Annotated in this window: 17 protein-coding genes; all 17 read left to right on the forward strand. The window is 35.7% G+C overall.

Annotated elements, in window-relative coordinates:
- The first annotated feature begins 66 nt into the window (after positions 1-66).
- The gene (locus tag BT156_RS07700) at positions 67-498 is read left to right on the forward strand and encodes an RrF2 family transcriptional regulator (protein ID WP_072408812.1); all 432 of its coding nucleotides are present in this window, start codon (positions 67-69) and stop codon (positions 496-498) included.
- 132 nt (positions 499-630) lie between these two features.
- Positions 631-1,665, forward strand: a complete 1,035-nt coding sequence (gene nirK, locus BT156_RS07705; RefSeq protein ID WP_072408814.1) for a copper-containing nitrite reductase — start codon at positions 631-633, stop codon at positions 1,663-1,665.
- Positions 1,666-1,706: 41 nt separating this feature from the next.
- Positions 1,707-2,537: a formylglycine-generating enzyme family protein gene (locus tag BT156_RS07710; RefSeq protein WP_072408816.1), complete on the forward strand. Its 831-nt coding sequence runs from the start codon at positions 1,707-1,709 to the stop codon at positions 2,535-2,537.
- Between the two features lie 3 nt (positions 2,538-2,540).
- A complete protein-coding gene (locus BT156_RS07715; RefSeq protein WP_072408818.1) occupies positions 2,541-3,104 on the forward strand; it encodes an SCO family protein in 564 nt (187 codons plus the stop codon).
- Between the two features lie 19 nt (positions 3,105-3,123).
- Positions 3,124-3,537: a c-type cytochrome gene (locus tag BT156_RS07720; RefSeq protein WP_072408819.1), complete on the forward strand. Its 414-nt coding sequence runs from the start codon at positions 3,124-3,126 to the stop codon at positions 3,535-3,537.
- A 245-nt stretch (positions 3,538-3,782) separates the two neighbouring features.
- Positions 3,783-4,508, forward strand: a complete 726-nt coding sequence (gene ric, locus BT156_RS07725; RefSeq protein WP_072408821.1) for an iron-sulfur cluster repair di-iron protein — start codon at positions 3,783-3,785, stop codon at positions 4,506-4,508.
- A 12-nt stretch (positions 4,509-4,520) separates the two neighbouring features.
- The gene (locus BT156_RS07730) at positions 4,521-6,767 is read left to right on the forward strand and encodes a nitric-oxide reductase large subunit (protein ID WP_072408822.1); all 2,247 of its coding nucleotides are present in this window, start codon (positions 4,521-4,523) and stop codon (positions 6,765-6,767) included.
- Between the two features lie 61 nt (positions 6,768-6,828).
- Entirely contained in the window at positions 6,829-7,281 is a 453-nt protein-coding gene (locus tag BT156_RS07735) for a hemerythrin domain-containing protein (protein WP_072408824.1), read from the forward strand.
- Between the two features lie 23 nt (positions 7,282-7,304).
- Entirely contained in the window at positions 7,305-7,529 is a 225-nt protein-coding gene (locus tag BT156_RS21865) for a hypothetical protein (protein ID WP_139255435.1), read from the forward strand.
- A gap of 159 nt (positions 7,530-7,688) precedes the next feature.
- Positions 7,689-8,435, forward strand: coding sequence for a molybdate ABC transporter substrate-binding protein (gene modA, locus BT156_RS07740; protein WP_072408920.1), 747 nt, complete (start codon positions 7,689-7,691; stop codon positions 8,433-8,435).
- The gene (gene modB, locus BT156_RS07745) at positions 8,436-9,119 is read left to right on the forward strand and encodes a molybdate ABC transporter permease subunit (RefSeq protein ID WP_072408826.1); all 684 of its coding nucleotides are present in this window, start codon (positions 8,436-8,438) and stop codon (positions 9,117-9,119) included.
- Entirely contained in the window at positions 9,116-9,739 is a 624-nt protein-coding gene (locus tag BT156_RS07750; RefSeq protein WP_072408828.1) for an ATP-binding cassette domain-containing protein, read from the forward strand. The genes modB and BT156_RS07750 overlap by 4 nt, the downstream gene beginning before the upstream one ends.
- 182 nt (positions 9,740-9,921) lie before the next feature.
- The gene (locus BT156_RS07755; protein WP_072408830.1) at positions 9,922-10,536 is read left to right on the forward strand and encodes an HmuY family protein; all 615 of its coding nucleotides are present in this window, start codon (positions 9,922-9,924) and stop codon (positions 10,534-10,536) included.
- A gap of 80 nt (positions 10,537-10,616) precedes the next feature.
- On the forward strand, positions 10,617-12,608 hold the full coding sequence (locus tag BT156_RS07760; protein ID WP_072408922.1) for a TonB-dependent receptor plug domain-containing protein: 1,992 nt from the start codon (positions 10,617-10,619) through the stop codon (positions 12,606-12,608).
- A complete protein-coding gene (locus tag BT156_RS07765; protein ID WP_072408832.1) occupies positions 12,593-16,828 on the forward strand; it encodes a cobaltochelatase subunit CobN in 4,236 nt (1,411 codons plus the stop codon). The genes BT156_RS07760 and BT156_RS07765 overlap by 16 nt, the downstream gene beginning before the upstream one ends.
- Positions 16,829-16,831: 3 nt before the next feature.
- The gene (locus BT156_RS07770) at positions 16,832-17,515 is read left to right on the forward strand and encodes a hypothetical protein (protein ID WP_072408834.1); all 684 of its coding nucleotides are present in this window, start codon (positions 16,832-16,834) and stop codon (positions 17,513-17,515) included.
- Between the two features lie 191 nt (positions 17,516-17,706).
- Positions 17,707-18,300, forward strand: a complete 594-nt coding sequence (locus BT156_RS07775) for a MotA/TolQ/ExbB proton channel family protein (protein ID WP_072408836.1) — start codon at positions 17,707-17,709, stop codon at positions 18,298-18,300.
- Position 18,301 lies beyond the last annotated feature (1 nt).

An 18,301-nucleotide genomic window follows, 5' to 3' on the forward strand; every position in this document is an offset into this window, starting at 1 on the left:
AAATAAAATACTAAATTGTCTTTTATTTCAAAATAGATTTTTATCTTTGTATTATAAAAATAGCAAATGTTTTCTAAAACCTGTGAATACGCCATTCGAGCTTTGATATTTATCGCACAGAAGTCTAAGGACGGAAGTAGGGTGGGGATTAAAGATATTTCATCAGGGATAGATTCTCCGGAATATTTTATTGCTAAAATATTACAGGATCTCAGCAGAAAGGGCTTTGTACAATCAGCAAAAGGACCCAACGGAGGTTTTTACATGGAAGGAAAAGATCTTGAACAGTCTGTAGCTGATATCGTGAGAGAAATAGATGGAGATAAACTCTTTTCGGGTTGTGGTCTCGGTCTTAAAGAATGTTCGGAAGATCATCCTTGTCCTATTCATAATGATTTTAAGCATATTCGCCAGAAAATAAAAGATATGCTGGAAAATTCTAAAATCGAAATGTTTGTTAAAAATCTAGATTTGAAATTGACTTTTCTAAAAAAATAAACCACTTAAATAATTAAAAAGATAATAATTTTGAATATAAAAACTATCAAATAATAAAATACTTTAAGGTATTTATATGTTATTTAAATTTAATTATTTTAAAACATGAGAATCTTTGTAAATCTATACAAAATGAGAAAATCACTCTTAGTAACAGCTGTTTTGTCTGCATTCATTAGTTTGAATTCCTGCAAACAAGACGAATCTGCTTCATCTGAAAACAAGCAAGATGCAGAACAGATCAAAACTGACGGAACTACCGAAGAACACAAGTTTGCAGTAGCACCTAATGTTCCCTTACCCATTGGTAACCGTGCTGCAAAAAAAGTTATCGTCAGACTTGAAACCATTGAAAAAGTGGGCGAACTTGCAGATGGAACGCAATATAATTTTTGGACGTTCAACGGAACAGTTCCCGGAAGTTTCATCAGAGCAAGAGTGGGAGATGACATTGAACTTCATCTTAAAAATAACGAAAATTCAACCTTTCCTCACAATATAGATTTACATGCGGTAAACGGCCCCGGAGGTGGAGCAGAAGCAACTTTTGTTGCGCCAGGAAAAGAAGCCGTGTTTACTTTTAAAGCAACCAATCCGGGGTTATACGTTTACCATTGTGCAACTGCACCTGTAGGAATGCATATTGCCAACGGAATGTATGGTTTGATTTTAATTGAACCGGAAGGTGGACTGCCAAAAGTGGACAAAGAATTCTACATTATGCAGGGTGATTTCTACACCAAAGGTAAATTTGGAGACAAAGGTCTTCAGGAATTTGATATGGATAAAGCTATTGCCGAACATCCTGATTATATTGTATTCAATGGTAATACAGGTGCCCTGTTAGGTGCAAATGAGCTTCAGGCCAAGGTAAGTGAAACCGTAAGATTCTATGTTGGAAATGGTGGACCAAATATGACATCATCATTCCATGTTATTGGTGAAATTTTCGATAAAGTATACATAGAAGGTGGAAGTAAAATTAATGAGAATGTACAAACAACGGTAATTCCTCCGGGCGGAGCTTCAATCGTAGAGTTTAAAGCGACAGTTCCCGGCGAGTATGTGATTGTGGATCATGCGATTTTCAGAGCCTTTAATAAAGGTGCTTTAGGTAAAATTAAAATCACCGGAGCTGAAAATCCTGCGGTTTACAAAAAAAACTAAAATTACTTAAGGTTACATTGAGGATCTAAAATATAGAAATAATGAGAATTGTGGTGAGTATGTTTTTTGCAATTGCCGTAACCCTGTTTTCTTGTTCCAGACATTCTAATATGCATGAAAAATCTCCGGATGTTCATAGCCATTTAAAATATGTCTCCAACTCAAAAAAAATGGTAAGAATTGACGGAGGTGTCTATGAAGCTTTTATAGGTAAAGATTCAGGAAGAACTGTAAAAGTAGAAACCTTTTATCTGGACGACAGCCCGGTTACCAATGCAGACTATCTCAGATTTCTTAAAGCAAATCCTCAATGGACCAAAAGTAAAGTAAAACGTCTTTATGCAGACAGCTCATATCTTCAACATTGGAAAAGTGATTACGAAATACCCGAAAATCTAAGTCCGGATGCACCAGTTACAAATGTTTCCTGGTACGCAGCTAAAGAGTATGCAAGAAGTGTTGGTAAAAGATTACCTACAATTGACGAATGGGAATTTACAGCATTGGCAGATCGTAATTCAAAAAATGCTTCTAAGAAACCTGAGTTTACGGACTATATTTTAAAATCATATCAGAAAAAGGATAAAAATAAGCAAGTTATCAAACAAGATTTACCTAATTATTATGGTGTTTATGATATGTATGGAATGGTTTGGGAATGGACATTTGATTTTAATTCTGTAATGATGAGCGGAGAATCCCGCAAGGATAATACGACAAACGAATCTCTTTTCTGTGCAGGTGCTGCCATCACTTCTAGTGATCTTAGAAATTATGCCGGATTCGTGAGATATGCACTCAGAGGGAGCCTTAAAGCTGATTATTGTCTTAATAACTTAGGATTCAGATGTGCAAAAAATTTAAATAAATAAAAAATGAAACGGTTACTATATCTTTTGTTTGCATTTTCAATTTTGTCGTGCAGCAAAAAAGAAGAGATTATAAGTCCCGACTCGATTTACAACGTGGGGTCAGTATGGGAAAAACAGGATGGAAGTAAAATTTCCTTTATAGATCTTAAAGGGAAAGTAATTGTAACGACAATGATTTTTACCTCATGTAAAACTGCTTGTCCGAGGCTGACTGCGGAAATGAAAAAAATAGCAAAAGAAGTTGGAAAAGTAGATCCTGATAATATCGAATATTTATTGATTTCTATTGACCCTAAAACAGATACTCCTGAAGTTATGAAGGCTTATCTAAAAACCCATCAGCTTGATGAAAAAGAATGGATGTTTATCCGCAGCAACGAAAACGATACAAGGGAAATTGCCAATATTATGGCCGTGAAGTATAAAGAGATTTCTCCTATTGAATTTTCGCACTCCAATATTATTAGTGTGTATTCAAAAAAAGGTACACTGGCTTACCAGAAAGAAGGCCTTGATAACAATATTCAACGCACTGCAAAAGAAATTAAAAAGCAACTAGAGTTATAAATTATAAAAAAATTGAAAAATGAAAAAGGTAGTATTAGGTGCAGTTTTATCAGCACTCACAATGATCTCATGCTCAGATAAAAAGCCAACAGAAACAGCGGTAGAATCTAATGTAATGCTTGAAGAGCCTAAGACAATAGATTCTGCAGCAATGGCATCTAAATCTGAAACATTAACACCCGAAGCCGAAGGAAAAGAGTTGTTAGAAGGAATGGATTGTCTGTCATGTCATAAAGTAGACGCTAAATTGGTTGGTCCATCATATCAGGATGTTGCAGCAAAATATACAGAAGCTGATATTGATATGCTTGCGCAGAAAATCATTGATGGCGGAAAAGGAAACTGGGGAGATATCCCAATGACACCTCACTCAGGAATGAGTAAAGAAAATGCTCAGAAGATGGTAAAATATATTCTTTCTTTAAAAAAATAGATAAATATTTATATAATATTTGGAAGTTAAAACAGCTGAACCTGTTTTGATCTCACTTTTCTCTCTGGCATTACGAATCCATGTTTTTTACTTGCTGAATTTTTAATTATCGTAATGCCATGAAAGAGAGTGGCTTTTGAAATAATTGAGTTACAGTTTTTATTTTAAAAATCTGTAATTGAAACAAAGCAATAGTGCAAAACAAAAAAATTTTAAAATAATAAAAGATAAAAAAGTATTAAATTATGAATACACAGACAGACTTTATAGGAGACATTGTAGCAGAAGATTTTAGAACTGCTGCGATATTCAAAAAATATGGCATCGATTTTTGTTGTAAAGGAGGTAGAACGATAGAAGAAGCGTGTGGTCCGAGAAATTTAGATAGTGATCAAATTTATTCAGACATAGAAAATCTTCCGAAGACTGATGGTAATTCTATTGATTTCAACAGTTGGCCATTAGATCTTTTAGCAGATTACGTAGAAAAAACGCATCACCGCTATGTGGAAGAAAAAACACCTGTTTTGCAACAATTTTTGGATAAGTTATGTAAAGTTCATGGTGCCCTGCATCCTGAGTTATTCGAGATCAGGGATCTGTTTTTTGCATCTGCACAGGATTTGGCTTCACACATGAAAAAAGAAGAGTTAATGCTTTTCCCATTTATTAAAAATATGGTTAGAGCGCAAATAGAAGGAATGGCAATTCCGCAACCTCCATTTGGATCGGTAGAAAACCCTGTAAATATGATGAAGCACGAGCATACTGTTGAAGGAGAGCGATTAAGAAAAATTGCAGAACTTACAGATGAATATACACCTCCTGCAGATGCTTGTAATACCTATAAAGTAACATTTGCAATGCTTCAGGATTTTGAAAATGATCTTCATAAACATATTCATTTAGAAAATAATATTCTCTTTCCAAAAGCGATTCAATTAGAAAAAGAATTTTCAGTAGAACACTAAATTGAGAAGATTATGACAACTAAAAAGTTATGGACCTGGCTTGCTGCCGTTATTATCGGATCATTTGCCGTTTTGATTTACTACGGTGTAGATATTTACAGGAAAATCCCTCCGGTTCCCGATAAAGTTGTTACAGCTGATGGAACAGTTATGGCAACAGGGCAAGATATAAAAGATGGTCAAAATGTTTGGCAGTCGATCGGTGGACAGACTGTTGGGAGTATTTGGGGGCACGGAGCCTATATTGCACCCGATTGGAGCGCAGATTACCTTCATCGCGAATCTCTGCTTTTATTAGATGAATTGGCAAAAAAAGACGGGAAAACTTATAAAGATCTTCCCGATGATGAGCAGGCAAGATATAAGGTACTTCTGAAAAGAGAAATCCGAAAAAACACTTTAGATGAGGCAACTCAGACGATTGTAATTTCTCCTGAAAGAGCTAAAGTACAGGCAGAATTAGCAGAATATTATGCTAAGATATTTATGAATGATGCGGAGATGAATCAGCTTCGTGACCATTATGCCATTCCTAAAAATACAGTGAAAACTGAGGAGAGGATGGCAAAAATGAATGCTTTTTTCTCTTGGGCAGCCTGGGTTTGTATCACAGATCGTCCCGGAGACACAGGAATTACATACACCAACAATTGGCCTCATGATGAACTGATAGGAAATATTCCTCCACCATCGCTGCATTTGTGGTCTGGATTCAGTGTATTAATGTTATTAGGTTGCGTTGGGTTGTTGGTTTTCTATCACGCTAAAAATAAAGAAGAAGAGATCAGTGAAATGCTTCCATTGGAAGATCCTTTGAGAAGTATGAAACCTACAGCCTCGATGCGTGCAACTTTAAAATACATTTGGGTTGTTGCTTTATTGATTTTAGTGCAAATGTTTGCAGGTGTCATCACAGCGCATTACGGAGTTGAAGGAAGTGGGTTCTATGGTTTTCCGCTCGATGAGTTTTTACCGCAGTCAATTTCGAGAAGCTGGCATGTGCAATTAGCTATTTTCTGGATTGCAACTTCTTGGTTAGCGACAGGATTATACATCGCTCCTGCAGTTTCAGGATACGAGCCAAAATATCAGGTTTTGGGTGTCAATATTTTGTTTGGAGCCCTATTGATCGTAGTTTTTGGCTCATTAGCCGGACAATGGTTAGGCGTGATGCAAAAGTTGGGCTATGTAGATAATTTCCTTTGGGGACATTCTGGTTATGAGTATGTAGAATTGGGAAGAATTTGGCAGATCTTATTGTTAGTGGGATTAATTCTTTGGTTAATTTTAATGGTAAGAGCTCTTTTACCAGCATTGAAAAAGAAAGATGGCGACAGACATTTATTATTACTCTTTACACTTTCCGCAGTGGCAATCGCATTATTTTATGGTGCAGGATTGATGTATGGAAGACAAACCCACATGGCAATTGCAGAATATTGGAGATGGTGGGTGGTTCATCTTTGGGTAGAAGGATTCTTTGAAGTATTTGCAACCGTTGTAGCTGCGTTTTTATTTACGAGATTAGGATTACTAAGATTAAAAGCAGCAACTCACGCAGTATTATTTTCTACAATTATTTTCCTTGCCGGAGGTATTTTGGGGACGTTCCACCATTTATATTTCAGTGCAACACCAACAGCAGTTCTGGCTTTGGGAGCAACATTTAGTGCACTCGAAATTGTTCCGTTGGTTTTAATAGGATTTGAAGCGTATCAAAATTACCAAATTAGTAAATCTACCAAATGGATCAAAGCGTATAAGTGGCCAATTTACTGTTTCATTGCAATGTGTTTCTGGAATTTCTTAGGAGCAGGTATTTTCGGATTTGCCATTAATCCACCGATAGCATTGTACTATATTCAAGGGCTTAATACCACTGCAGTTCACGGCCATGCTGCACTATTTGGAGTGTATGGAATCCTGGGAATTGGTTTGATGATGTTTATGTTGAGAGGATTGTATCCGGACAGAGAATGGAATGATAAACTGATCGGTTGGGCTTTTTGGTTAACTAATATCGGATTATTGGTGATGGTAACCATCAGTTTGCTGCCGATAGGAATTATGCAATCTGTAGCCTCAATTAAAGAAGGGTATTGGTATGCACGTTCCGCCGAATTTATGCAAACCGATATGATGCATACATTGAGATGGCTACGTGTTCCGGGTGATATTTTATTGGCAATAGGAGAAATGCTGTTAGTAATTTTCATTATCGGACTGAAAACCGGCTGGTCTTTAAAAGATAAAAGATAATCAATTATTTAATCCTGAGAACTGCCACTTTTGTAGTGGTGGTTCTTTTAAATTTTAAAATATGAAAAGAAACGAAAACTTAGTCCCGCTTTCCCGAGATCATCATTTCGGATTGCTTTGTAGCTGGAAAATTCGTCAAGGGATCAAAAAGAATGTTTCTTATGACAGAATAAAAAAATACATCAATTACTATTGGCAGGAAAATCTGAGTCGTCATTTTGAAATCGAAGATCTCGTACTTCCCGAAACTGAAAACAATATTCTTCAGATTCAGATGGAAAAAGAACACATCGAGATCCGTAAGTTGATCAATACTATTAATCAAACTAACGATATCCGTATTTTAGGAGATTTTGCGAATGCTTTAAGCAATCATATTCGTTTCGAAGAGCGGATGTATTTTCCTCATTTAGAAGAACATTTATCTGATGTGAAACTGAATAATATTGGAGCTCAACTTGAGCAAATACATCAAAAAGAAAATGATTTTTATCAAGATGAATTCTGGAAATAAATTATTGAATTTAAATTAAAAACATGAGCATTCATATTCAATCACGATTGGGCGACTATCTTTATTTGGCGATGGGTGACTGTAACGGCCATAAAGTTGTAATAGCAGTTGGTTACACTTATGGTTACGCAGATAAAAAAGCTAAACAATTTGAAGAAGCAAGTCAGGGAACGGTAAAATATATTGATATTTCAGTCGTGAAATCTGGTGATAAAGAAAAATGCAAAACTTTGAAAAAATTGGTTTGATCTTACAAATCCCCACAAAATATTTTTGAATTTTCAATGGATAGCCTTATCTTTGAAAAGGATAAGAAAGTCTTATTTTAAATCTTTCTTTTCGTTTATTTTATGAAAAATTGGATTTATTTAAGACTTTCTTTTTGCTTATTTTTAGCAACAATTTTAATGTTAAATTGTAAAAAAACTGAATCTGATTTTACAAAAAAGGCGACACAAAACTTTACAATTTCAGTTGCAGCAGCAGCTAATCTTCGGGATGTTTTGGAAGAATTGAAACAGATTTATATGAAAGAAAATCCTGATAAAAAAGTCGAAATTACTTTTGGTTCGTCGGGTTTGCTGGTTCAGCAGATTTTAAATGGAGCACCTTTCGATTTGTTTCTGTCAGCCGATTCTTCTTTTCCAGATAAGTTAAAAAGTAAAAATAAAACTTCTGGAAATTCTGAAATTTACACCTTTGGAAAAGTGGCTTTATGGAGTTCAAAAGCCAATGTTTCCAAAGGTTTGAAACTGATTTTAAATCCTGAAATAAAAAAAATCGCCATCGCCAATCCAGATCTTGCACCTTATGGAAAAAATACGGTCGAAGCTTTGAAAAAAATGGGAATTTATTCTCAAATTGAAAACAAAATTGTTTGGGCAGAAAATATCAATCAGTCCGCACAATTTGCTTCAACAGGAAACGCAGATATCGCATTCATCGCACTTTCCAATGCAAAGAACAAAGGAATGATGACACGAGGAAATTTCTACGAATTATCAGCAAGCGAATGTTTACCAATCGCCCAAAGCGGAATTGTTTTGAAAAGTAAAAATCAAACCGAAGCAAAAGATTTTTTTGATTTTATTAAAAGTAAAAAAGCCAGCCAAACTTGGGAAAAGTACGGTTATCAAACAAAAATTTCAAAGTAAATGCTTGATCAGGATTTTATTTACACTTTATTACTCACCGGAAAATTAGCGTTGATAACAACAACGATTCTGATATTCATCGGTGTTCCGATTGCATATTGGCTTACTTATTCAAAGTTTAAATTGAAATTTATCGCCGAAACTTTAATCTGTATGCCAATGGTTTTGCCACCAACAGTGATGGGATATTACTTGTTGGTCGCCTTCAGCCCCGAAAATGCATTCGGAAATGTTTTGCAGGAATTTTTTGATGTTCGCCTCGCATTTTCCTTTAACGGAATTGTGGTTGCGAGCATTATCGCGAATCTTCCGTTTATGATTCAGCCTTTGCAGAACGGCTTTTCTGCATTGAATGATGATTTGCGCCAAATTTCTTACACTATGGGAAAATCTAAAATTACAACTCTATTTAAAGTTCTTATTCCTAATGTCAAAACGTCTGTTATTACAGGAATTGCGCTCACTTTTGCCCATTGCATCGGTGAATTTGGTATTGTCATTATGGTCGGCGGAAATATTCCTAAAGAAACAAGAATCGCTTCTGTCGCGATTTACGACCAGGTTCAGGCGCTGAATTTTGAAGTTGCAAACCGTTATGCATTCATACTTTTCATCGTTTCGTTTTTGATTTTATTGTTGATTTATGGTATCAATCGAAAAATTAATTTTACCACTTTCCGATGATTGAATTGAATATAAAACATCAGATTTTCACTTCTTCCGGAAGCAAATTTCTGGAGGTAAGTGAAGTGATTGAAAAGGGAAGTTTTATTCACATTTCGGGCGATTCCGGAATTGGAAAAACCACTTTTTTCAAGATTTTAGCAGGAATTATTACTCCGAATTTTGGCATTATTAAAGTCAATAATTCCATTTTGTTAGATACCGAAAACCGAATTTTTCTGTCTCCTCAAAAGCGAAATATTTCGATAATGTTCCAGAATTACGCGTTGTTTCCGAATATGACGGTAAAGCAAAATATCGCTTTTGCACAAAAAGACAAAAACCTAGAAATAATCGATTATTATTTAGAAAAATTTAATCTGAAAATTCTGGAAAATGTTTTTCCTTCAAAGCTTTCTGGCGGACAACAGCAAAGAGTTGCCTTAGCGAGAGCGTTGGCTCAAAATGCCGAAATTATTTTGCTTGACGAACCACTATCAGCTGTTGATGCATCTTTACGACACTCGATGATGGAAGAAATTTTGAAAATTAATCAAGATAAAGATTCGACGATTTTTATGATCAGTCATAACCAAGGCGAATTTCAAAATGTTAGTTTCAAAAATTTGATAATCAGTTAATATAAAGTTTTTATCCTCTAAACTTTATTCATCATTAAATTTTAATAATTCTTTATTTTCTTCATAAAACTGCTTTGAAATTTAAAATAAGACAAAAATGTCTTATTTATGATTCTTATCATATTGCTATTTTTATTAAGTATAAATAAAATTAATTTCTTTGTAAAAATAATTTATACATTATGAAATTAAAATCAATTTTTGCTCTTTTATTAGTGCTTCTAATTTTCACTTCATGTAGCAGTAGCGACGATAGAGAAGAAGATATTGCAACAGCAGGAGAAATCAAAACGCATCAATTTTTAGATGCAAGATCGTACACCAACTGGATTTATTTTTCATTTTCAAAAAATGAAATTGTTACCGTTTCAGATCCTCAAAATGATAATAATTGGGACATCGCTTTCCACAGAGGTGATGTAAAACTGAATGGTGGAAAATCTGGAAAAGGGAGTGGCGAAGCAATCAACACAAACAAAACTGAATGGAACTCCATCATTTCTGCACCAACTTCCGGATACGTGAAAGACGAAATTGGAAAAATCACAACTGCGTTTACAGGAACTGGAATCACGGAGGAAGATCAACCGTTTTCTCAAACTTTAACAACTTGGTTAACAGTCGATACAAGCAGTCCGCCACCAAAATATACGGTTCATAATTTTGTGTATGTTGTGAAATCGGCTTCTGGAAAATTTGTGAAACTACAGATTTACGATAATAAAAGTGCAACAAACACTGCTGGTCACGTAAGTTTCAAATACCAATACAATGCTGAAGGCGGTTCTGCTTTTTAAAATCAACAAATTAATCTCGGGTTATTGAATGAAATGAATTGTTGGATATGTTTCAGCAATTCATTTAAAAAAGAATGGAGATGCTAAAAAAACTGATAATTCTTCCACTGATATTTCTTTCAAATATTCTCTGGTCTCAGACTGAAAATCTTTCCGAAAAACAAGAACAATACAAAGATATTGAGCAAGTTGTAGTAACGGCGACAAGAACCGAAAGAAAACTGAAAGACGTTCCTGTAACCGCACAAGTCATCACTTCTGAAGCGATTGAGAAATCGAAAATGGCAAATTTTCGTGATTTTATGGAGCAAGAATTGGCGGGTGTAGAATTTACTAATAATGGTGGTCACGCAAACATCAATATGATGGGATTTGGCGGGAAATATGTTCTTTTTCTGATTGACGGCGAAAGAATGGCAGGGGAAACTTTTGATAATATCGATTACAACAGAATTGATATGAACAACATCGAGCGTGTGGAAATCGTGAAAGGAGCGTCGTCTTCTTTGTACGGCTCCAATGCGATTGGTGGTGTCATCAATATCATTACTAAAAAGCTTAAAAAACCTTTGCAGATCAGTGCTTCGGCTTTATACGGAAGCAATAAAGATCAGAATTACAATTTAACTTTCGGAACAAAACAAAAATGGGGAAGTGCAGGTTTTTCAGCGTTTTATAAAAGCAGAGATCCTTATTTATTGACTGATACAGAAGCGTTGAAACAAGAATACACCCACGGAAATATTGTGGAACAAAAACTGAGCAGTACCTACATTGCTGGATATACAGATTACGGTTTCAGTCCGAATGTTTCCATAAAAATTACGCCAAAAATCCAGACAGAAATCAATACAGGTTTTTACTTTCAGGAGAGAAATACGGGTGGTTTGGATGGCTTTAAAGTTCGGGATCAGTTTCATAATTTCAGAACTGGGATGAAGACAAGTTTTCAGCTTCGCGAGAACAGCAATTTGGTTGTATCAGAAAGTTATGATGAGTATCAGAAATTCGATTTTTATAAATTATTAAATCAAAAAGATAAAAACTACGAGAACAAAATCTGGCGAGTTGGTTCCATTTACGATGTTCAACTTTTCGGAAAACATTCTTTGGTTGCCGGTGCAGAAGCTTTTTCTGAAGATTTGTTCACATTTATGTTTGTGAGTGATGGTTCTGGTGCGAAAAGAGATGCTCAGAATTATTCACTTTTCACACAGCAGGAATGGAAATTGGCAGATGCTTTTACCTTGGTTACAGGTGCGAGATACGATTATCATTCACAATTCAAAGGACATCCGACTTTTCGTTTGTCGGGAATGTACAAAGTCAATAAAAATATGACTCTTCGAGGTGGATATTCCGGAGGTTTCCGAGCACCGACGCTGAAAGAATTGTACACCGATTGGTTTCATCCTTATGGTGGCGGTTTTCAGATCATTGGAAACAACAATATGAAAGCGGAGAAAAGCAACAATTTCAATATTTCTTCGGACTTAAATTTCAAAAAACTGAACATCACATTGATGGCTCAATATTCCAAAATTCAGGACAAAATCAATGCAAATTGGGTTTCCAGCGATACCGTTCAGTACATAAATGTTGGGAAAACCGATGTTTTCAGCAGTGAAGTTTCTTTGTCTTATCGTTTGAGAAAATCATTGTTGTTGAAAGGTGCCTATACTTATGTTTATGAAAATCCACAAAAAAGATCGATAACAAGACCGCATACAGCGACTGTGAGAGCGGATTATACTTTGGATTTTCTCAAAAAATATGCGCCAACAATTAGTTTCAGTGGAAAATATTTCAGCAGTATGAATACGTTCGGAACTGCGGATATCACAGATGTTGATAACACAACGGGAATCGATACGCACACAGAAGAATACAAAATTTACTACGAGCCATATTCGATCTGGCGATTGCAGTTGTCTGCGCCTTTGCTTTTCAATTTTACAGCAAGCGCAGGAATCAATAATTTATTTGATTATAAAACCAAATTTTCAAGTTTTTACTCCAGCATTTCGCCTGGCAGAACATATTATATAGGATTAAAATGGGATCTCAATTAATTAAAAACAAAAAAAAGGCAATCTACTTTGGTCTTGCCATCGTTTTACTTTTCGCAGGTTGGTTTATTTGGAAATCAACTGCATCTGCAACACGCATTGCTTTGGTCAATTTTCAGCCGTATCAAGCGTCGAATATCGCATTGTCGAATCAGGATAAAATGATAAAATTTAAGGAAGTTTCTTTGGATAATATCGATAAACTCAAGAATTATGATTTTGTTCTCGGTTTCGGAATGGGACTTAAAATCGATGACAAACAACGTGCAAAACTAACTGAGATTTCCAAAGAAGTACCGATGCATTTCACTTCGGTTACGAATCCTGAAAATAATATCAACAGTTTAGATTCGCTTCAACTGAAGAAAGTTTCGTCTTATCTCGAAAGCGGAAATAAAGAAAATTATCAAAATCTGGTTCGCTACATCCGAAAGGATATTGATGGTAAAAAACTATTCGTCACCAATCCTAAAGATGCGATTGCGAGTAAAGAAAATGTCTATTTCCATATTGATGAGAAAGTAGCTTTTAACGATATTAAATCTTATGAAGATTACCTCAAAAAAAATAATTTCTATAAAGAAGGTGCACCAAAAGTAGCTTTGATTTCTGGTATTCACGATCCTTTTAGCGGAAACAAGCAGTATTTGGACAGCATTATTGTCTCATTTCAAAAGTCCGGTTTGAATGTTTATCCTGTTGCTTCTTTCACCGATAGAATCAGATTTTTATCAGAAATAAATCCAAATGCAGTCGTCTATTTTCCACACGGTCGTCTCACAATGGGAAATCCCGACGAAGCTGTCAATTGGCTGAAACAAAGAAATATTCCGTTTTTCACACCACTTTCTATTTTGCAGTTGGAAGAAAAATGGTTGGAAGATCCAATGGGAATGGTCGGTGGATTTATGGGGCAATGTATCGTAATGCCGGAATTGGACGGCGCGATTTATCCTTATGTTCTCATCGCTCAGGAAAAAACCAAAGACGGAATGTTTTTGTTTAAAACGATTCCTGACAGATTGGCGAAATTCACCCAAATCGTAAATAATTTTATTGATTTGAAAAACATAAAAAATCAGGATAAAAAAGTTGCGGTCTATTATTTTAAAGGTGAAGGAAAAAACACGCTGAACGCACAAGGAATGGAAGGTACAGAGTCTCTCTACAACGTTCTGAAGCGATTTAAAGCTGAAGGTTACAACCTGAACGGGCTTCCCGAAACCGAGAAAGAATTTGAAAATATTATTCAAAAACAAGGGAGTATTTTCAGTCCAAAAGCGAAAGGTCATTTCGAGGAATTTGTGAAAAATGGAAAACCGACTTTGATAGAATCTTCGAAATATGATTCTTGGCTGAAATCTTCATTAAGCAAAAAATCCTATGATGATGTCATCAAAAAATATGGTTCTGCACCGGGAGATTTTATGAATGTCAATCAAAACGAAAAATCTTATCTCGCAATTTCTGCGGTTCGTTTTGGTAACATAGCATTGCTTCCACAACCATCTGCAGCGATTGGTGATGATGAATTTAAAATTACTCACGGCGTAAAAGAACCTCCAACTCACGCTTATTTGGGCGCTTATCTTTGGGCTCAGAAAGAGTTTAAAGCAGATGCAATGCTTCATTTCGGGACGCACGGAAGTTTAGAATTTACGCCAGATAAACAAGTTGCTCTTTCCGGAAACGATTGGGGCGATATTTTGGTCGGAACGATTCCTCATTTTTACTATTACACGATTGGAAATATCGGCGAAAGTATGATGGCTAAACGAAGAACTTATGCAACAACGATTTCTTATTTAACGCCAGCTTTTGTAGAAAGCGATATGCGAAATTACTTCCGAAGTTTGCAAGACAAGATTAGATTTTATCATAAAACGGATGCTAAAAATAAACCTGAAATTTCTATCGAGGTTAAGAAAATGGCTGTTAAAATGGGACTTGAAAGAAGTTTGAGATTAGACAGTATTCTCACAAAACCTTATTCTGAAATGGAAATCGAAAAGCTGGATAATTTTGCTGAAGAAGTTTCTACGGAAAAAATCAATGGTGAATTTTATGTTGCTGGACAAGCTTATAAATCAGAAAAAATAAATTCTACCGTTTTGGCGATGAGCGCAGATCCAATTGCTTACAGTTTAGCTTCATTGGATAAAATGAATGGAAAAGTAACGGATATTCAACTGAAAAATAAAGCTTTTTTTAATCAAAAATATTTGAATCCTGCGAAAGTTTTAGTGAATCAAATTTTAAATGGAAAACAAGTTTCTCCAGAATTTGTAAGCTCTGTTGCTGGTGTTAAAATGGATGAATTAGAAAAATCCAAATTGCTTTTGAATCCTCCAAAAATGCGACCTGCGTTTTTAGATAAAAAATCAGGAAAAGGAAAACCGAATTTAAGTAAAATGAAAGGTCAAAAACCAGACTTTGCAAAATCCGGAAATCAGAAATATTCAGGAAAACCAAATGCTGAAAAACCATCAGGAAAGCCATCTTTTGCAGATTCCAAAAAACCTGAAATTCCAAAAGCGATGAAGGATAAAGCGAGGGCAATTTTGGAAATCGACAGAACTTTGACCAATGTTTTGCGATACAAAGAAAATCTTCTAAAAAGCCCTGAATTTGAATTGCAGACTTTGCTAAGCGCTTTATCCGGCGGTTACATTGCGCCTTCTTCTGGCGGAGACGCAGTTGCAAATCCGAATGCTGTTCCAACTGGGCATAATTTATATTCCGTAAATGCAGAATCTACGCCGTCAGAAATTGCATGGGACAGAGGCGTGACTTTAGCTCAAAAAACACTGGACGAATACAAGAAAAAACATAAAGAATTTCCTAAAAAAATCTGTTATACATTTTGGAGCAGTGAGTTTGTAGAAACGGAAGGTGTTTCCATTGCGCAGGTTTTATACATGTTGGGAACCGAGCCTGTGAGAGATACTTACGGTAGAGTTTCGGATGTGAGATTGATTCCATCAAAACAATTGGGAAGACCAAGAATTGATGTGATTATTCAGACTTCTGGTCAGTTTAGAGATTTGGCGGCTTCACGATTATTCTTAATTTCTAAAGCCATCGAATTAGCAGCGAATGCAAAAGATGAAGGTTTTGAAAATCAAGTTAATAAAGGAACTTTAGATATTGAAAAACAATTGGTAGCCAACGGAGTTCCACCAAAAGATGCGCGGGAAATGTCGAAGCAAAGGATTTTCGGAGGTTTGCAGGGAAGATACGATACAGGAATCAAAGAACTGATTACAGCAGGAGATAAATGGACTTCCCAAAAGGAAATCGCCGACCAATATATTTACAATATGGGCGCAACTTACGGACAGGAAAAAGATTGGGGAAAATACAGCGAAGGAATGTTGAGAGCGGCGCTTAAAAATACGGATGTCATTATTCAGCCTCGTCAAAATAATACTTGGGGCGCAATAAGTTTGGACCACGTTTACGAATTTATGGGCGGAATGAACACGGCAATCAAAGAAGTGACGGGCAAAGATCCTGACGCATATTTGGCAGATTACCGAAACCGAAATAATATGAGAATGCAGGAACTGAAAGAAGCAATTGGTGTGGAAGCCAGAGCAACGATTTTCAACCCGACTTATATTAATGAGGTGATGAAAGGAAAAGCTTCCAGCGCATCGCAAATTACAGAAATCGTGACCAATACTTACGGCTGGAACGCAACCAGACCAGAAGTTATTGACAATGAAATGTGGAACGAAATCTATGATACTTATATGAATGACGTTCATAATCTTGGCGTGAAAGAATTTTTTACGAAAGAAAATCCTGCCACTTTGCAAGAAATGACAGCCGTAATGCTGGAAACTTCCCGAAAAGGAATGTGGAAAGCCAATGCAGAACAATTGAAAGGTCTTGCTTCGCTTCATACGAAACTGGTAAAAGAATTTGGCGCAGAACCTGGAGGTTTTGCTGGAGACAATACAAAATTACAGGATTATATTTCTAAAAACAGCTCTCCTGAAGATGCGAAAATTTATAAAGAACAGATTCGGGAAATGAAAGAAGGCGTGAACGATGGGAAAATTTCTAAAGACGGAAAAGTTCTTAAAAAAGAAGAAAGACAAACTGCAGATCAACAGGAAAAAACTGAACTGAACGGCGTTTTCATCGGAGCTGTGGTTGTGATTTTATTCGGAATTTTGATTTTTGTTTTAAGAAAAAGAAGAAAAAACGAACAATAATCTATGAACATCATCATCGACATATTGATTCTCTTCATCATCATCAACACACTGCTGAAATTGAGTTTTTGGAAATTCTGGCAGATTTTGGTAATGGCGATTTTAGCCGGCGGATTTCTATTTTTTGTCTATCCTTTTGCGATAGAACAGTCGCAGGTGAAAATGAAAGAATATCTTCAAAATACAGAGATTCTCAGCAATATTGCGATTTTGGTAACGCTGGAATCTGCAATTTGCCTCAGTTTTTGTTTTACGGCTTTGCTGGAATATATGAATGGAAAACAAAGCAAATGGAATTCGGTTTTGAAATTTTATCCCGGTTTGTTGATTTTTCCTGTTTTGTTGTACCTCCTGACACAAAGTTTTTTCACTTTTACAGGTTTTGATTTTGAAGTTTTATCGATGCTTTTTGCTGTGATTGTCATTGTTTTGATAATCGGTTTAAGTTTCGGAATTCGCTATTTGGTTCCTGAAAAAGATTTGAGATTGGAGATTCATTTTTTGATGAGTTTGTTTGTTGCAATTCTTGGATTAATCGTCACAACAAGTGGAAAAATGGTTTATGTTGCAGTAGATGAACCTCTGAATTTCCAAAGGTTAGGATTTACTTTTGGGTTGTTTGGATTTTTATTTTTTGCAGGATTTTTCATTAATAAAATCTGGTGGAAATTTTTTCGGAAACCATAGTCTGGAACAGAGAATTGCTCGCAGCCCGACTTGAATGGAGCTCTTTTTGTGAGGAGGAATGACGAGCAAAAAAGCGGGAGTGGAAGGCGTAAAAGCTGCCATAAAAAGTAAATATAAAATTGCTTTCGACGTAGTCAAATAGCTGCCCAAATCATAAAAATAATTTAAAAAAATAATAGAATAAAACGAAAATGGAAACAATTTCTAAAGTACTTTTTTGGGTCGCCAACAGTTTGCTGATTCCCGATATCATCATTTTGCTGATTTTATTTGTACGATCTTTATTGCTTACGGGCAGTTTTTACAACCAGTTTATCACGAAACAGAAAAACGACAAATTGCTGGATTTGTCTATCAAAACATTAAGTTCTGAAACCTCAGAAAATCTGAGAAACAATTTGCCGAAAAAAGATAATTCTTTGTATATTAAATATTTAAGAGATTTGCTCACGCATCGTCCGGATGTTACTTATTCTGATTTTTTGATTTCAAATTTTGAAGGTGAAGCGGAAAAAGACATTGCGGTTTCCAAACTTTTGGCAAAATTAGGACCTGTTTTGGGTTTGATTGGAACTTTGATAGCGATGAGTCCCGCTTTGGTTGGTTTGTCTTCGGGCGATATTTCTGGTATGGCGTACAATATGCAAGTGGTTTTTGCGACCACGGTTGTCGGTTTGGTAGTGAGTGCAGTCGGTTTGGTGACTTTGCAATTCAAGCAAAGATGGTATGCCAAAGAAACCAATAATTTGGATTATGTTGCCCAAGTTTTAACCCAAGATTTGTAGA

This window comes from Chryseobacterium limigenitum (assembly GCF_900114875.1).
GTDB classification, from domain to species: Bacteria; Bacteroidota; Bacteroidia; order Flavobacteriales; family Weeksellaceae; genus Chryseobacterium; species Chryseobacterium limigenitum.

What these genes read in the sequence shown, in the direction of transcription:
- BT156_RS07755 (WP_072408830.1), top strand. Translation starts at nt 9,922, where the DNA reads ATGAAATTAAAATCAATTTTTGCTCTTTTATTAGTGCTTCTAATTTTC.
- BT156_RS07715 (WP_072408818.1), top strand. Translation starts at nt 2,541, where the DNA reads ATGAAACGGTTACTATATCTTTTGTTTGCATTTTCAATTTTGTCGTGC.
- BT156_RS07735 (WP_072408824.1), top strand. Translation starts at nt 6,829, where the DNA reads ATGAAAAGAAACGAAAACTTAGTCCCGCTTTCCCGAGATCATCATTTC.
- BT156_RS07710 (WP_072408816.1), top strand. Translation starts at nt 1,707, where the DNA reads ATGAGAATTGTGGTGAGTATGTTTTTTGCAATTGCCGTAACCCTGTTT.
- BT156_RS07760 (WP_072408922.1), top strand. Translation starts at nt 10,617, where the DNA reads ATGCTAAAAAAACTGATAATTCTTCCACTGATATTTCTTTCAAATATT.
- BT156_RS07720 (WP_072408819.1), top strand. Translation starts at nt 3,124, where the DNA reads ATGAAAAAGGTAGTATTAGGTGCAGTTTTATCAGCACTCACAATGATC.
- BT156_RS07775 (WP_072408836.1), top strand. Translation starts at nt 17,707, where the DNA reads ATGGAAACAATTTCTAAAGTACTTTTTTGGGTCGCCAACAGTTTGCTG.
- BT156_RS21865 (WP_139255435.1), top strand. Translation starts at nt 7,305, where the DNA reads ATGAGCATTCATATTCAATCACGATTGGGCGACTATCTTTATTTGGCG.
- nirK (WP_072408814.1), top strand. Translation starts at nt 631, where the DNA reads ATGAGAAAATCACTCTTAGTAACAGCTGTTTTGTCTGCATTCATTAGT.
- BT156_RS07750 (WP_072408828.1), top strand. Translation starts at nt 9,116, where the DNA reads ATGATTGAATTGAATATAAAACATCAGATTTTCACTTCTTCCGGAAGC.
- BT156_RS07770 (WP_072408834.1), top strand. Translation starts at nt 16,832, where the DNA reads ATGAACATCATCATCGACATATTGATTCTCTTCATCATCATCAACACA.
- modA (WP_072408920.1), top strand. Translation starts at nt 7,689, where the DNA reads ATGTTAAATTGTAAAAAAACTGAATCTGATTTTACAAAAAAGGCGACA.
- BT156_RS07730 (WP_072408822.1), top strand. Translation starts at nt 4,521, where the DNA reads ATGACAACTAAAAAGTTATGGACCTGGCTTGCTGCCGTTATTATCGGA.
- modB (WP_072408826.1), top strand. Translation starts at nt 8,436, where the DNA reads ATGCTTGATCAGGATTTTATTTACACTTTATTACTCACCGGAAAATTA.
- BT156_RS07700 (WP_072408812.1), top strand. Translation starts at nt 67, where the DNA reads ATGTTTTCTAAAACCTGTGAATACGCCATTCGAGCTTTGATATTTATC.
- ric (WP_072408821.1), top strand. Translation starts at nt 3,783, where the DNA reads ATGAATACACAGACAGACTTTATAGGAGACATTGTAGCAGAAGATTTT.
- BT156_RS07765 (WP_072408832.1), top strand. Translation starts at nt 12,593, where the DNA reads ATGGGATCTCAATTAATTAAAAACAAAAAAAAGGCAATCTACTTTGGT.